The organism is Zooshikella harenae (assembly GCF_018837975.1).
In the GTDB taxonomy this organism is placed as follows: domain Bacteria; phylum Pseudomonadota; class Gammaproteobacteria; order Pseudomonadales; family Zooshikellaceae; genus Zooshikella; species Zooshikella harenae.
The window spans coordinates 1-14,349 of record NZ_JAGSOY010000095.1 but is presented as its reverse complement, the minus strand read 5'-3'; the positions used below and the strand labels follow the sequence as shown (position 1 = coordinate 14,349).

At 40.9% G+C, this 14,349-nt stretch carries 11 protein-coding genes; 4 read left to right on the top strand and 7 right to left on the bottom strand.

From position 1 onward, the window contains the following. Positions 1–372: 372 nt before the first annotated feature. The gene (locus KCG35_RS26745) at positions 373–501 is read right to left on the bottom strand and encodes a hypothetical protein (protein ID WP_255562025.1); all 129 of its coding nucleotides are present in this window, start codon (positions 499–501) and stop codon (positions 373–375) included. A 595-nt stretch (positions 502–1,096) separates the two neighbouring features. Then, positions 1,097–1,246, bottom strand: a complete 150-nt coding sequence (locus tag KCG35_RS21705) for a hypothetical protein (protein ID WP_215821965.1) — start codon at positions 1,244–1,246, stop codon at positions 1,097–1,099. Positions 1,247–1,316: 70 nt separating this feature from the next. Here KCG35_RS21705 and KCG35_RS21700 point away from each other — a divergent pair, with 70 nt between their 5' ends. Together KCG35_RS21700 and KCG35_RS21695 are read left to right on the top strand one after the other, a co-directional pair. Next, positions 1,317–1,748: a globin family protein gene (locus tag KCG35_RS21700; protein ID WP_215821964.1), complete on the top strand. Its 432-nt coding sequence runs from the start codon at positions 1,317–1,319 to the stop codon at positions 1,746–1,748. Positions 1,749–1,866: 118 nt separating this feature from the next. Beyond that, positions 1,867–4,338 carry a Lon protease family protein gene (locus tag KCG35_RS21695; RefSeq protein ID WP_215821963.1) on the top strand — a complete coding sequence of 824 codons (2,472 nt, stop codon included), beginning with the start codon at positions 1,867–1,869 and terminating at the stop codon, positions 4,336–4,338. Here the strand turns inward: KCG35_RS21695 and xfp are convergent. Genes xfp through KCG35_RS21680 form a run of 3 tightly spaced genes read right to left on the bottom strand, consistent with a single transcriptional unit; the run spans position 4,295 to position 9,172 of the window. Then, the gene (gene xfp / locus KCG35_RS21690; protein WP_215821962.1) at positions 4,295–6,766 is read right to left on the bottom strand and encodes a phosphoketolase family protein; all 2,472 of its coding nucleotides are present in this window, start codon (positions 6,764–6,766) and stop codon (positions 4,295–4,297) included. The two genes, KCG35_RS21695 and xfp, sit on opposite strands and share 44 nt — an antisense overlap. Then, a complete protein-coding gene (locus KCG35_RS21685) occupies positions 6,759–7,661 on the bottom strand; it encodes a ribose-phosphate diphosphokinase (RefSeq protein ID WP_215821961.1) in 903 nt (300 codons plus the stop codon). The genes xfp and KCG35_RS21685 overlap by 8 nt, the downstream gene beginning before the upstream one ends. Beyond that, positions 7,658–9,172 carry a thymidine phosphorylase family protein gene (locus KCG35_RS21680; protein WP_215821960.1) on the bottom strand — a complete coding sequence of 505 codons (1,515 nt, stop codon included), beginning with the start codon at positions 9,170–9,172 and terminating at the stop codon, positions 7,658–7,660. Before KCG35_RS21680 ends, KCG35_RS21685 begins: the two co-directional genes overlap by 4 nt. 301 nt (positions 9,173–9,473) lie before the next feature. Here KCG35_RS21680 and KCG35_RS27000 point away from each other — a divergent pair, with 301 nt between their 5' ends. Next, the gene (locus tag KCG35_RS27000; protein WP_215821959.1) at positions 9,474–10,838 is read left to right on the top strand and encodes an MBL fold metallo-hydrolase RNA specificity domain-containing protein; all 1,365 of its coding nucleotides are present in this window, start codon (positions 9,474–9,476) and stop codon (positions 10,836–10,838) included. A 292-nt stretch (positions 10,839–11,130) separates the two neighbouring features. Then, the gene (locus KCG35_RS21670) at positions 11,131–12,906 is read left to right on the top strand and encodes a hydrogenase maturation protein (protein WP_215821958.1); all 1,776 of its coding nucleotides are present in this window, start codon (positions 11,131–11,133) and stop codon (positions 12,904–12,906) included. Between the two features lie 49 nt (positions 12,907–12,955). On the opposite strand, the gene KCG35_RS21665 is transcribed toward KCG35_RS21670, so the two are convergent. Both KCG35_RS21665 and KCG35_RS21660 read right to left on the bottom strand, forming a co-directional pair. Next, positions 12,956–13,321, bottom strand: coding sequence for a hypothetical protein (locus tag KCG35_RS21665; RefSeq protein WP_215821957.1), 366 nt, complete (start codon positions 13,319–13,321; stop codon positions 12,956–12,958). Between the two features lie 380 nt (positions 13,322–13,701). Beyond that, positions 13,702–14,010 carry a hypothetical protein gene (locus KCG35_RS21660; RefSeq protein ID WP_215821956.1) on the bottom strand — a complete coding sequence of 103 codons (309 nt, stop codon included), beginning with the start codon at positions 14,008–14,010 and terminating at the stop codon, positions 13,702–13,704. Positions 14,011–14,349 lie beyond the last annotated feature (339 nt).

Sequence of the window (14,349 nt, the reverse complement as noted above, 5' to 3'; positions counted from 1 at the left end):
AAAGGGGAATAACTCCTTCCAATGGGTAAGGTAATACCGAGCTTCCCACTTCCTAAAAGCTTATCTAAATCAATTGTGCCATCATCATCCATAAACTGTTTTATTTTTAATTCACGGTCTTCGACTTTTATTAACTGCAAGGATAATGCAATCTGCCTTGCTTTCGAAAACTGCATGCATTTTTTCTTTCATTATTAATTAGAAATGCACTACAAATTAGGCAGGAAATAACATTGATTGGTATTAAAAATTTGTGAAGGGACTATTTCATTAACAGTATATACCCTTACACTTCTTTAACAAGCATAAGACAAGTATAGATAGAGTGAAGGTCATAGATTGCCTTCACTATGGAGTTATTCTCTTGAGCACTTAATGATCAGGGCGTTTAACTCGACCATCAGCCAATGCGACTAATGCTCCAACTAATAACCCAGCAGCTACAATTACAACCATGCCGCCAATGGTTAGCGTTCCACCGACAACAACAGCATCTGTCATTTTAACCTCCACTTTTTTTAACACTCTAAGTGCATAAAGGCTTAATTTTTTTGATATACATCAATAGCCATGTAAACGGACAAAAACCACTTGCTTTATTTCAAACTAATAGTATCAACCAAGCATTCAAAAGTGATTCGCCAATAGCAAAATCTTCCTTTCTCACTCTAGCAGCCACTTTTTATAATAATAGCCTGACTTATTCAGCTTTACGTCTTTCTTTAACCTACACTCAAATCATCCAATTACCCTAGAGGTAATTAAAAAATGAACTAGGTTGTAGATAAGTTCCTACTTGTCATGTATCTCAAGTATGACTACAGGATATGTATTACATGCTCAATACTCATTCTTTTTAAGGTGAAAGATGATGCTAGTGGTAGTCACTAATACTTGTTCAATAGTTTTTTCAGCTAATAACAACTTTATTTATGACTGCATAATCTTAATTTGTAATAAGCCATGTGAAAGTTATCTGGCCATTCGCTTGTCAGTGTGGCCAACTGTTGTTTACTCAGACATAAATTAGCTGGTTAGTAATATTACGATGACTTGTCATTCCATTGATTTCTGTTTTCTGCGTAGTCAAAATTGGTCATACTAAGCAGAACAAGCAGACTTTAATAATCATGGCTGGACCATCATGTTTTTGGTGAAAGGTAAATAATACTGTTGCACTCTCTTTTACACGCTCATGTATTTCTGTAACAGATGCAACAATAACTGACTTTTTTTGTTCAATCATCGCTTACCGAAAAATCCATGCCATGTTTAATACTATTCCCTTTGGACTCAGCTACAGTCAAACAGAAACTATGTCGGAATATGAACGCATTTTTGATGAAAGTTATGAACGAGTACGAAAAATCCACCGAAACAAAAAAACCTTTTTTGAGGCATTTTATCAACGTTTCATGGCAAGTTCGAAGGATATAGCAGCACGTTTCGTCAATACTGAAATGTCTCATCAACGACGTATGTTAGAAAAGTCTTTTTACAAACTACTCACCTTTTATGCCACTAATAATGCTGCAGATTACTTAGAAAAGATTGCAGAACTACATAACCGTGAGCATTTGAATATTCAGCCAGCTTGGTATGACTTATGGCTTGAGGCGCTTATGGCCACGCTCCGTGAGTTTGATCCTGATTATAATGATGAAATAGAACTTGCTTGGCGTTTAGTCTTGTCTCCAGGTATTACATTTATGAAATACCGTTATAGTCATAAGTTCACAGCAACGTAACTCTTAGACTGAATACTCATTCATTAACGACGTCTATTTTTCCGGTTTCTTAAGTTGCATTAATGCTTCAGTGAGCTTTACACTGAAAATATGTCTTCGCAAATAATCTGCTGACACTATGGCAAATAAAAAAAGTCCCGACCGTTTTAAGCTTCCTGCCAGTGCTATACACACCTTTATTACAGATAAAGATTTTCCCTTTGCTAATACATCGAAAATTAAGCCATTTGTGGGAATTCTTGGTCAGGATCGAGCCATTGCCGCTCTTCATTTTGGTGTAGGCATACCACACTCAGGGTATAACTTATTTGTCATGGGGGAATCAGGCACAGGCCGTAGTTCTTATGTCCTTGAATTTTTGCAACGAGAAGCCAAACGAAAACCAGCACCTCCCGATTATATCTACGTCAACAACTTCAATGAGCTACGTAACCCCATTACCCTAGAACTCCCCCCTGGAGAAGGACAAGTTTTAAAAAAAGATATTGACCAACTCATCGATAACTTATTAGCGACTTTTCCCGCTGTTTTTGAACATCCCAGTTATCAGCAGCAAAAAAGCAATATTGAGTTGGGGTTTAATCAACGTTATGACAAAGCGATTGATTCTGTTGAACTGGCAGCCCACAAACAAAGTGTTGCACTTTATCGTGACGCCACCACCATAAGTTTTACACCAATGCACGACGGTAAAACATTGGATGAGGTGGAATTTGCCCAACTTCCAGAAATTGAGCGAGAGCAGTTTCATCAAACCATAGGTCAGCTTGAAGAATTACTTAATGAGTCGCTACTCAGCTTGCCTCAGTGGAAGCGCGAGTCAAATGACAAGCTGCGAAAACTAAACCGACAAACAATAAATCGTGCACTTGCGCCTTTAATCAGGCCCCTGAAAGAGAAATATCGAAAAATACCAGGCATTACACACTATCTTGAACAAATGCAGGAGCAGCTGCATACCATCGTGGTCGAACAACTTGCAGATGAAGAAACACCTCGTACCGATGCCGAAAAAAAAACAGCGTTAAACGAACTACTGTCTCCTAATTTACTTGTCACTCATATACCGGAGGCAGGAGCCCCTGTTATTCACGAATCACATCCCAGTTATAAAAATCTGTTCGGCCGAATTGAATACATTAATGACCAAGGCACTATGATTACCAACTACCAGCAGATCTGCCCTGGTTCATTACATAAAGCAAATGGTGGCTATCTTATTATTGAAGCCGACAAACTGCTCACTGAACCGTTTGTTTGGGAAGCGCTCAAACGCGCACTTAAAGATAAGCAATTACGAATGGAGTCAGCTTATGCTGACCTGGGAGTAATTAATACCATTACCCTAAGTCCCGCAGTAATCCCACTAAATATGAAAGTTATTTTGGTCGGTACTCGAGAAATATATTATTTACTTGAAGAGCTAGATGCTGACTTTCGAAAAATGTTTCGCGTGCTTGTCGATTTTGATGAAAGAATTCCCCTTAATAGCGAATCGTTGGAAGCCTTTGCAGCATTAATGCAAACATTTATTAATCGTGAGGAATACCGGCCTTTATCTTCAGCGGCTGTTGCCCGACTCGCGAACCACAGCGCAAGACTCATCAGTAGTAAATACCACTTATCGGCTCGCTTTCGAGATATTTTTGACCTGTTGTGTGAAGCAGAATATATCCGCTCTCTCACTGACGAACAATTAATTGAAGAAAAGCATATTGAACAGGCATTAACCGCTCAGGAACATCGCACCAACCGAATTAGTTTACGTATTCGTGAACAAATGCTGGATGACACCATCATCATCAATACTGAAGGAAAATCCGTTGGTAAAGTTAATGGCTTAACAGTATTAGACACAGGAAATACTAGTTTTGGGACCCCAGCAAGAATCACTGCAACAGTATTTCCTGGTTCACAAGGTGTTGTTGATATAGAAAGGGAAGTTAATTTAGGTCAGTCCATTCACTCTAAAGGTGTCATGATATTGGCTGGTTATTTAGGGTATATGTATGCACGACACTTCCCTTTAGCTATTTCAGCCAATATCGCCATTGAACAATCTTATGGTTTTATTGATGGTGACAGTGCCTCACTGGCAGAACTCTGTTGCTTGATTTCAGCACTAACCCGTATTCCACTCCACCAATGCTTTGCCCTAACGGGTTCTGTCAGCCAATATGGCGATGTACAGGCAGTGGGTGGTGTAAATGAAAAAATCGAAGGTTTTTTTGATTTGTGTAATATCCGAGGCCTAAACCATCAACAAGGCGTCATTATTCCACGAAGTAATGTCAAAAACCTAGTGTTAAAAAAGGCAGTCGTAAATGCAGTAGAAGACAATAAATTTCATATTTATGCAGTGGAAACCGTTAACCAAGCATTGGAAATATTAACAGGAAGAGATGTAGGTCATCAGGATAGCCGTGGTGCATTTCCTGCCAATACTGTTAATGGAATTGCCATTGCCAAGCTCCATGAAATGGCAGTTGCAGCGACTATCAATGGGAATGATACGTTATTAAAAAACAAGCAAAAAAAAATCATTCCTAGTTCTCCTGCAATGGGGAATGATCATGAATCACAGGATTAGTAATTAATTTTGGTTTGCCTCTTCCCTGAACGGCAAGCACTTCTTCAGCTGATAGTAAATCATGAACATTTAAATCCATCATACCAATTAGGGTAAAAAGGATATGGGCCCAGCTGGTTTTATTCGCAAACAACATACCTGCTGTATTGAGTGTTCCACCATGGTTGATATAACCTAGTGCTCGAGTCCTATCAGGTCCCAGGTCTAATGGGCGTAAGACAGCAAGCCAAGGCTCTGGGTGACCATGCACGACAAATAGCCTATACTCGGCCAGAGAACCAAAAATACGCTGAACAAATTCTGTTGAAAGACAGTGTTTAGCTTCCCAGCGATCACGACTTTCCCGTAAACGTCCTGGCTCAAAAACATACACAACACTATGTTCTATACCTGCTTTTGTGAGTCGTGCAGACGCTTTCATCACTTCAGCTAACTGAAAACTACCAATAGCAACTAACTGCAGGGATTCATCAGCATTCCCCTTAAGACAAATTGCCCCATCTGTCACCAACTGACAAGCTTGGTTCATGGATAAATATTGAGGCTGAAGCGTTTTTGCCATCACCATAACCCAAAGTTGACCATGGCTTTGAAATAGCTGCTCTAATGTTGCTAAAGCACAATTCCAATCGAGCGGAAATACGACACGTGCAATATCTGCCGGCTCATTAATAAGCGCATCAACAAAAGTTGGGTCCTGATGAGAGTGCTCATGCTCACCATTTTCCCAAACCAATGATGTCAGTAACAAAGGCAGTGATAACTCATGAATAGGTAAGTCTGCTTGCTTTTTGCGCCGATTAAAGGTCAACATTTGTCGTAAAATACCCAGCATTTTGGTGGCAAACGCCTCATAGCTGACGACAAGATTTAATCCTTTAGCATTGGCTAAAGCCGCACTCACCACAGCCTCCTCATTCAGTGCCGTAATCACAGAACCATTAACCGCCTCTGGCTGACCTGGATGTGGATCACACACACGATGACGAAGGAAATCAAGGGTTTGATATAGGTGGTTTGCTTGCAGCTGGTCAGGGTTGCCGACTCTAACACGAAGCTGTGGGTTAATTTTGGTTAAGTGTGCAAAACTTAAGTCAAATGCGGCAACTGAAGACTTCTCTGACTCAATTTTTTGCAGCCAGAAAAGCTCAGGCATAACCACTTTAATCGGTGCATTTAACTCATTACTGTCTGCTTCACGAGGCCGTTCTGTTAACTCATGATTATTTAACAGCGTAATTGACTGTGAAAGCTCAACAAAAGGCACCCATAAACGCCGAGCACTGGCATTAAACTCACTTACCCCTTCAGCGTCTTTTGCTGGATTATGCTCTAAGGGTGAAGTATGTGCCCTGGGCGTACCTGCACCTGCAAATCCAAAGCCTTTCACTGTCACAGCAATGGTATAGGGCAAACGTACAGGATAACGTCCTTTTCCTTCTAACAGCGCTTCACCTTGAGTGCCTAAACGCTGTTCCATTTCATACAGCGCCCAGGCAAAAGCCCCTGGATCAGTGCCATCAATGATAAGTGGATCATAATGCTGGTGCTGTAAATACTGCTCAAGCCAGCTGTATTCTCCTGACAGCGCAGTAGTTGTGCACTGATCAATCCGGCGACCATTAGCAATCATAACAGGCATGACCAAACCAGTATCTTTCGCTCGCCACCAACGGGGTGCCCAATCACTTCCGCGCTGTTCTTCAAACGCACCATCACTTAAAAAAGCCACCAGTCGCTCCCCAGGCAATGGCTGATGCATATACTGCAATCCCGTCACCCCCAAGTAACCGCCTTCACTCATTCCCCCTGCAGTATGTACACTTACACGACTGCTTATAGGTAATTTTTGCATACCCTCAGGGGTTAACTCACTCGCATAAAAATCTGCAGCCAGTTTACTTAAACCTTCTTCCGTCATCTGATAACGTTCAGCCTGTGCAGGCTTAAGATTACCTAGTAGTACGTTCACCGCATCAATTGCAGCAACACAATGCCCCTGCTCCATCACCCAACTACGTGTGACGCCACTGAGAGCATTGATGGCCATGTACCCTACATAGGCTGGCACCATATTGAGTGCCCCACCCAAAAAACCTTTCGGTTGAGGCTTAAAATCAAAACTACGCAGATCACGACCATCAAGAAAAACCCGGCGAGTATAAGACATGTGCACAACAAGCCACATTGCCGCACTGGCAACGCGATCTGCAGCACTTAACAATTTATAGGCATGCGATTTATCATTGATTAACCCTTCCACAGCAAGCATATCAATCAGCTCATATACTCTGACCTGCGTCTCTGCTTGATGCTTAATCACACCATATCCTGCAGCCCAGTTCGCAAATTCTGGCGCCTTTTGCCGATAAAGCTCTGCTTTATGTTCCAGTTGAATTCGTTGAATATCCCGGTGGGTATCAGTCATTATCCTTACTCAACTGTAGGGCAATTGCGTTTACTAACAGTGGATAGATATCTATGTGATTTGACTCATGGATAATCGTATTACAAGTAACTACTTGCGCGACTAAATCACTCTGCAGCAGTGCTTCAGCACCTGGTGCAAAAACACCATGAACCCCCATACATACGGCTTTTCTCATTCCCTGATCGATTAGCTGCTGGATGGCAGACAACATCGTATGGCCAGTAGAAATAATGTCATCAACCAACACTGGGGTATAATCAGTATAGTCAGCCACTTGTGGTGCAGATACCTGAACATCACGATCCCCAAAACGCTCTTTACTTAACACCTGCCAAGGTAACTGAAATGTGGTGGCAACTGAGCGAACCCACTGTTCACTTTCACTATCAGGACCAATCAGCAAAGGATTTTCCACTTGCTGATCAATCCATTCAGCCAAGCACTCAGCACAGTGCACCACGCTTGCTTCGAGGGAATATATTTCGCTTAATGAGTGATAACGGTGTAAGTGAGGATCAACAGTAATGAGCCAATCTGCATACTGACTCAGTAAATGAGCAAATGTTTTTGAGGTGATAGCTTCACCAGGTTTAAAACGGTCATCCTGGCGCATATAAGGTAAGTAAGGCAAAACAAGGCCCACGCTCAGTGCGCCTAAATCCTTGAGCGTACTGAGTAAAAAAAGTAGTGGTAGTAACTTAGTATCAGGTTGAAATAGATCTGCCAACACAATGACATGCTGTCCATTACACTCAGTCATCACACGAACATAACTCTCTCCATCAGGAAACTGATGTAAGGCTAGCTCTCCTGGGCTACAACCAGAAAGCTCCAGACAATCCTGAAAAAGTGCATCAGGTGCCAAAAAGTTATAAACAATGGCTGATGTCATAAATACTCCTCTTCAATACGCACTGCTTCTGGATGTAGCTGTAGAAAATCAAGCGCATACGCTAACTCACCTGGTGCATCAGCATGCAAGGTAAACAACGGTTGCCCTACTTCTATCGAGTCCCCTAAACGGACATGCATTTCCACACCGGCCGCTTTGACTTCAGGGGCTCCAGCCAATCGCGCAAGACGTGCAATAAAACGGTTATCTATGTAAGAAATAATACCCTGATGAGAAGCGGTGATTGTATGTTGCTGAGAGGCTAGCTCAGGCTCAGTAAAGCCCCCCTGTGATTCGCAAATTGCCATAAACTGATCTAAGGCTTTACCTGACAATAGTGTTTTTTGGGCCAGCTTAAACCCGTCTCCTGGCTGAGCTTTATTGGCCAACTCTAATAATGCCCCAGCTAATACAAGTGATCGTTCAGCAAGATCTGTTGGCGCTTCGGGTTCACAACGTAAAACAGCTAATACATCTATTGCTTCCAAAACAGGTCCGATGCCACGCCCAACGGGTTGTGTTCCATCTGAGGTAATAGCATGTACTTTTATCCCCAGCGCCTCCCCTGTCGCTACCATTAATTTCTGCAGATGCGCTGCTGCTTCTTGTGTTCTGACCTTGGCCGTAGGGCCAATAGGAATATCAATTAAAACCTGAGTGGCACCAGCTGCTATTTTTTTGGAAAGTACTGAAGCCACTAATTGCCCTTCACTATCGATATCAAGTGCCCGCTCTACCCGAATGACTACGTCATCAGTGGGACTTAAATTCACTGACCCACCCCAAGCCAGACATGCACCATGTTGCTCAACCACTTCACGCATATGTTCAAAACTAAGTGTCACAGGCGTCATTACTTCCATTGTGTCAGCGGTGCCCGCAGGTGAAGTAATAGCTCGCGATGAGGTTTTAGGAATAATCAACCCACACGCACTGGCAATAGCAACCACAATAGGTGTCGTACGATATCCAGGTAAACCACCTACACAATGCTTATCGAAAATCTCTTGTTTATGCCACTGAAAACGCTTGCCTGTAGCTACCATTGCTTTAGTAATAGAAATGACTTCATTAACATTTAATCCTTGTCCTGCACACGCGGTAATATAAGCTGCAAGCTGAATATCTGAATAACGACCTTCGCGAATATCTTGCACAATACTGTAAGCTGACTCATCATTTAAAGGTTTACCAAACAATTTGCCACGCACAAATGCGGTTGACTCAACAGGTTTTGCATGCCCAAATGTAGCGACTTCACCTTCCTCTGCGTGTAATAAACGCCAAGCTATTTCAGACAACCCTGCTTGCTGATGAGAAATTATCTCACTATCAACAATATTCAATGTAGCAATGATTGTATGATGATCCGTCATAACTTTTATTCGTGTTTGCGCATTAAATCCTTCCGCACGACAAACATGACAGTCACGCCGCATATAAACCACAGGCTCTTGGTGGGTGTCTATTCCTAATCGATGTAAGTGCAAATAATCTTTAGTACTGTCCATAATTACATTCCCCTTAACCTAGCTCCGTTTTCTATGGCCTCACTCAAGTTTTTACTTTCTCATAGTTTTATATGGATTCTACTGTTTTATTTAAAGTAAAGGGCTTAACCAATCGCTATACCCAAAACGAATGGTTAAATAATTTGCGAAGGGTATACTCAAATTTTGTACATAAAAACATAAAGTCTAGTTTAGTTAGCGTAAATACTAAAAGCACTGGAAATAAATAACATATAGGGTATAGACTGAAAACAATTCACAAAAGATAAACAAAACTGCATTAAGCATTTGAGGCAACCTTGTGAAATTAACATTTTTAGGTGCTACAAATACGGTTACAGGAAGTAAATATTTACTTGAGCATAATCAACAAACCTACCTTATCGACTGTGGTTTATACCAAGGGGTTAAATTTCTACGTGAACGCAACTGGATAGTCCCCCCAATACCTGTTGCTAAATTAAATGCGGTTATTCTGACTCATGCCCACATTGATCATTCAGGCTACTTACCTGCTTTAGTTAAAAATGGCTTTACAGGCCCTATTTTTTGCACTGAAGGAACCCATGAATTATGTAAAATTCTTCTTCCTGATGCTGGGTTTCTACAAGAAGAAGATGCTCGTTTTGCCAATAAATACAGTTTTTCCAAGCATAAACCCGCCCTGCCTCTTTATACTGAAAAAGACGCTGAGCATAGCTTAAAACAGTTTCGTTCTTGCGCTTATCATTCTCCCCTCACCCTTCCTGGTGACTTACAATTAAGCTTTAGTCCTATGGGTCATATATTAGGGGCAAGCGCAGTACAATTGCGATCATTGACAACCAACACAACTGTCACGTTTACAGGTGACATTGGTCGATATCAAGACCTAATGATGTATGATCCTGAGCCTATTGATTTAACGGACTATCTAGTAACAGAGTCTACCTATGGCGATCGGCTTCATGTACCTAACGATTCACTCACTGTTTTACAACAAATCATCACGACAACAACTAACCGCGGTGGGATCGTACTCATCCCCGCGTTTGCTGTTGGCCGTGCCCAACTCATTCTTCATCTTATCGCTGAGCTCATTGAAAATAACAGAATCAATAAAGTTCCTGTTTTTTTAAATAGCCCCATGGCAATTTCTGCAACAGAAATTTACCAACGCTTTAATCATGAATTAAAGCTTACTGCGAAAGACTGTAATCGAATTGACCAATACACGCATTATGTAAAAACAGTTGCTGAATCAATAGATCTTAATACACGTCAATTTCCGTGCATTATTATTTCAGCAAGTGGTATGGCGAGTGGCGGGCGAGTCTTGCATCATCTAAAAGCAGCTTGTGGGAATTACCGCAACAGTATTGTTTTTGTTGGCTTTCAAGCACCAGGCACACGCGGAGAAGCCATGGTCAATGGCGTAGACCAAATTAAAATTCATGGAAATTACTATCCCATCAAAGCAGAAATACATCACTTGGATAACTTTTCTGCTCATGGTGACTATCATGACATTCTAACGTGGCTCAAAAAGATAAAGAATCCACCTAAAGGTACATTTATTACTCATGGAGAGCCTGCCGCCGCCGATAGTTTACGACTAAAAATTAAAGACCAACTTGGCTGGCCGTGTTGTGTACCCAGCTATTTGGACTGTATTGACCTACAATAGAGCCTTTTAATCGTTTCTTTTCCTTAGAAAAAGGAATTGCTTTAAAATTACGTCAAATATCTTTTTACTATGAAAAATTGTTACAAATAATTTTTCATTGCTCTACATCATATTTATATTTCGCTCGAAACCTATAATTTCTGCATTTTTAGTATATATACTCATACTGAAGGCTATATCTATTACATACTATTTTACATTCCCATCTACGCGACTATCGATGTTATACCCAGAGTAAAGTGTGTAAATAAGCTCAACATGATGAGCAAGGATTAAATGGAATTAATAGACCATGCGTATTTTACTGTTTGCCAGTGCATTTAATGGACTTACCCAGCGCATTTTTGAAGAACTACTCGCTTCAGGCCATGACGTCAGTTTAGAGCTTGCTTTAAGCAGGCGACACATGCTCGATGCTGTTAAGCTTTTCAAGCCTGAATTAATCATCTGCCCTTTTTTGAAACAACGAATCCCTGATGTAATCTGGCAAAACTATTTGTGTTGGATAATACATCCAGGTATTCCTGGTGATCGAGGACCATCCTCATTAGACTGGGCTATTGTTGAACAACAACCACAATGGGGCGTTACCCTCATTGAAGCCAATGCGGAGTTTGATGCTGGAGCTATTTGGGGCTATGAATTTTTTCCCGCTCGAAAAACCTATAAAGCCTCGCTCTATCGTCGTGAAGTTACCACCACAGCCAGTCACTTAATTCATAATGCCCTTGTAACCTATCAACAACTTGGCTCTGCACCAGAAAAATATAATTCACCCACAGTAAAACAAGGTGAATGGCATCCTCTCATGCGACAACCACATCGCCACTTAAATTGGCTAGTTGATGATACTGACACTTTGCTCCGTAAATTATATGCAAGCGATAGTTGCCCAGGGGTGTTAGATGAAATTCAAGGACAACTCTTTTACCTTTATGATGCCCATATCGAACGTACATTGAAAGGTGATTCACCTGGAGAAATTATTGCCACACGCCATGACGCTATTTGCCGAGCAACAAGAGATGGCGCTTTATGGATAACACATTTAAAACCTGCACCACATGATAATCAATCTTTCTATAAACTGCCTGCCACTCAGTGGCTTGATCAACAACTTCTCACCGTACCAGATATACCTCAAACAGAGCTTCCAGCGCCGAACCCAAATACCTGGCAAGAAATTAGTTACTCAGAACTCGATGATATTGGTTATTTAACATTTGATTTTCACAATGGTGCTTTTTCAACAGCACAATGCTTACGCTTATTAAACGCTTATCAAGCTGCCTGTCAGCGACCTACGCAAGTGCTTGTCCTAAAAGGAGGCACCGACTTTTGGAGTAATGGTATCCACCTTAATACCATTGAAGCAGCCAAAAACCCTACTATGGAAGCTTGGAAAAATATTAAAGCTATCAACCAAGTCACTGAAGCAATCATCACGACTACAGACAAGTTAACAGTAGCGGCCCTTAACGGTAATGCAGGAGCAGGTGGAGCAGTCATGGCTTTTGCCTGTGACTATGTTGTTGCCAGACAAGGCATCATTACCACACCTTACTATAAACCCATGGGACTTTATGGCTCAGAATATTGGACATATGTGTTACCAAAGCGAGTTGGAGAAGAGTGTGCCCAGCATTTAACAGAAGCATGCTTACCTGTAGGCACACAGCGTGGGTTTGCATTAGGCTTATTTGATGCCGTCCTTTCAGAACGTACTGAATTATATTGGCAACAACTTCATGATTTTTGCCTGAAGCTTTCAGAAACAAAGTACTGGCAGCATGAACTTCTACAAAAACAGCATCGAAGGCAATTAGATGAAAATCATAAACCTCTTGCAGTTTATGAAGCGGAAGAACTAAACCAAATGTGGCAGTGCTTTAATAGCCAAACATTTCACAATGCACGACATGTATTTGTCTACAAAAAAGAACCTCAACAGACTCCATTATACTTAGCCCCTCATCGCCAACAGCATCAAGAGAGGAATCAAGAGCCTATTCATAACATGACAATCCAAGCAATTGAACCGGAAAATAAAAAAGAAGCCGTTGTTTAGAGTTTATTTTTAATGGCTTGATGGCAGGAAAATTCTAAAACACGCTTTTTTAGCTATTTGCAAAAAGTGCGGCAATGAATGGAGCACACAACATAAGGAAACCAAGTAAAGACCAGCAGCCTGCAGGTAGGCTAGTTTGCTTCTTAAGCGTTAAATAATGACCCATACCTGGCAATACCATAAACATCAAACCCAGACCAGGTATGCCTATATTGATTCTTTTTTGAGCAGGATAAATTAGCGGAACACCTGAATCTAAATACATCAGTATTAACACTACTAAACAAGCAGCAACAGCAATCTGCATGTTATTTGCCAGAGCATCTTTGATGAGACTATGATCAATAAACCAAAGCACAATGAAACAACAAAGCAATGGAGTAAATAATAATGTCACAGCAAGCAAAAACGACATAACTGCTACCCAGTACCAATAAATTTCATAATAATCTTATAGTACTCCACTATCTGAATATACTCTCAGCTAAGGGTATACTGCTGTTCAGAACAAGGTAACACTATTGGGGTTGATGGGGAAACATCCCCTCAAAAGTGGGGTGACAGAAAATCAAACAATAGGTACGTATTATTATTAAGCGTTTTTTACAGAACGTAAGCAGTTAGCACTATCTACAAATATCGTTCCAAGTGCTCATTTTGCAGGCAACACACTACTTCTCATTTTTATAAGCACAATTGCTGCTGTACAGTAGTTATGTTGCTCTGCAAACTAAACATCCAGGACAGTAAGTCTCAAAGATAACCACCTTTTTATTGGTTAGTATCGGTTATTAGTTAGTGTCGGCAATTTAGCCAATGCATAACCTGACGGGTTTTAGCATCCGCTTGTTTGGGGTTACCTTTACACTGGTCAAGAGCAACATGCTTTAATGACTCGACATCACGAGAAGCTACTTCCTTGTCTACCAACACTCTGGAAAGTAGAGCATAAGTCTCTTGCATCATAAATACTTTTGCTTGAGGTATGTCACATACCAAAATCTGCTTACGTTGTTGTTGAACACTCTCACACCATTCATCTAATACGGAGAGAATTTCAGTTGGAACAGTGACTGACTGTGATGTAATTCCGCTAATATCCATGCTTATACCCGTTTCAGTTTCCTAGGATCTAAAGATTAACACCTTTATTTATACAGCAAAGAGACAATCAAAAAGTACGCCTATACCCTTCGTTTTGGGTATATATGCTTCGCTGCAATAAAAATAAAAAGTTAACTGGGTTTAGTTTTTATTTAGTACCAGTTATGTATGGGTAAATAATAAGCAATTTATTTCAATAGCGGTATAGTGTCTTTTAATTTGTTTGAAGTACCCTAATTAATCATTGAGAACTGAAATCAAAAATGCTTATTTTATAGAAGTAATTCTCTATATTTTTTTGAAGTTCAACGACCAGCAGTTGAGTAAAAATGGGAATAT

What these genes read in the sequence shown, in the direction of transcription:
- KCG35_RS26745 (WP_255562025.1), bottom strand. Translation starts at nt 501, where the DNA reads ATGACAGATGCTGTTGTTGTCGGTGGAACGCTAACCATTGGCGGCATG.
- KCG35_RS21705 (WP_215821965.1), bottom strand. Translation starts at nt 1,246, where the DNA reads ATGATTGAACAAAAAAAGTCAGTTATTGTTGCATCTGTTACAGAAATA.
- KCG35_RS21700 (WP_215821964.1), top strand. Translation starts at nt 1,317, where the DNA reads ATGTCGGAATATGAACGCATTTTTGATGAAAGTTATGAACGAGTACGA.
- KCG35_RS21695 (WP_215821963.1), top strand. Translation starts at nt 1,867, where the DNA reads ATGGCAAATAAAAAAAGTCCCGACCGTTTTAAGCTTCCTGCCAGTGCT.
- xfp (WP_215821962.1), bottom strand. Translation starts at nt 6,766, where the DNA reads ATGACTGATACCCACCGGGATATTCAACGAATTCAACTGGAACATAAA.
- KCG35_RS21685 (WP_215821961.1), bottom strand. Translation starts at nt 7,661, where the DNA reads ATGACATCAGCCATTGTTTATAACTTTTTGGCACCTGATGCACTTTTT.
- KCG35_RS21680 (WP_215821960.1), bottom strand. Translation starts at nt 9,172, where the DNA reads ATGGACAGTACTAAAGATTATTTGCACTTACATCGATTAGGAATAGAC.
- KCG35_RS21670 (WP_215821958.1), top strand. Translation starts at nt 11,131, where the DNA reads ATGCGTATTTTACTGTTTGCCAGTGCATTTAATGGACTTACCCAGCGC.
- KCG35_RS21665 (WP_215821957.1), bottom strand. Translation starts at nt 13,321, where the DNA reads ATGTCGTTTTTGCTTGCTGTGACATTATTATTTACTCCATTGCTTTGT.
- KCG35_RS21660 (WP_215821956.1), bottom strand. Translation starts at nt 14,010, where the DNA reads ATGGATATTAGCGGAATTACATCACAGTCAGTCACTGTTCCAACTGAA.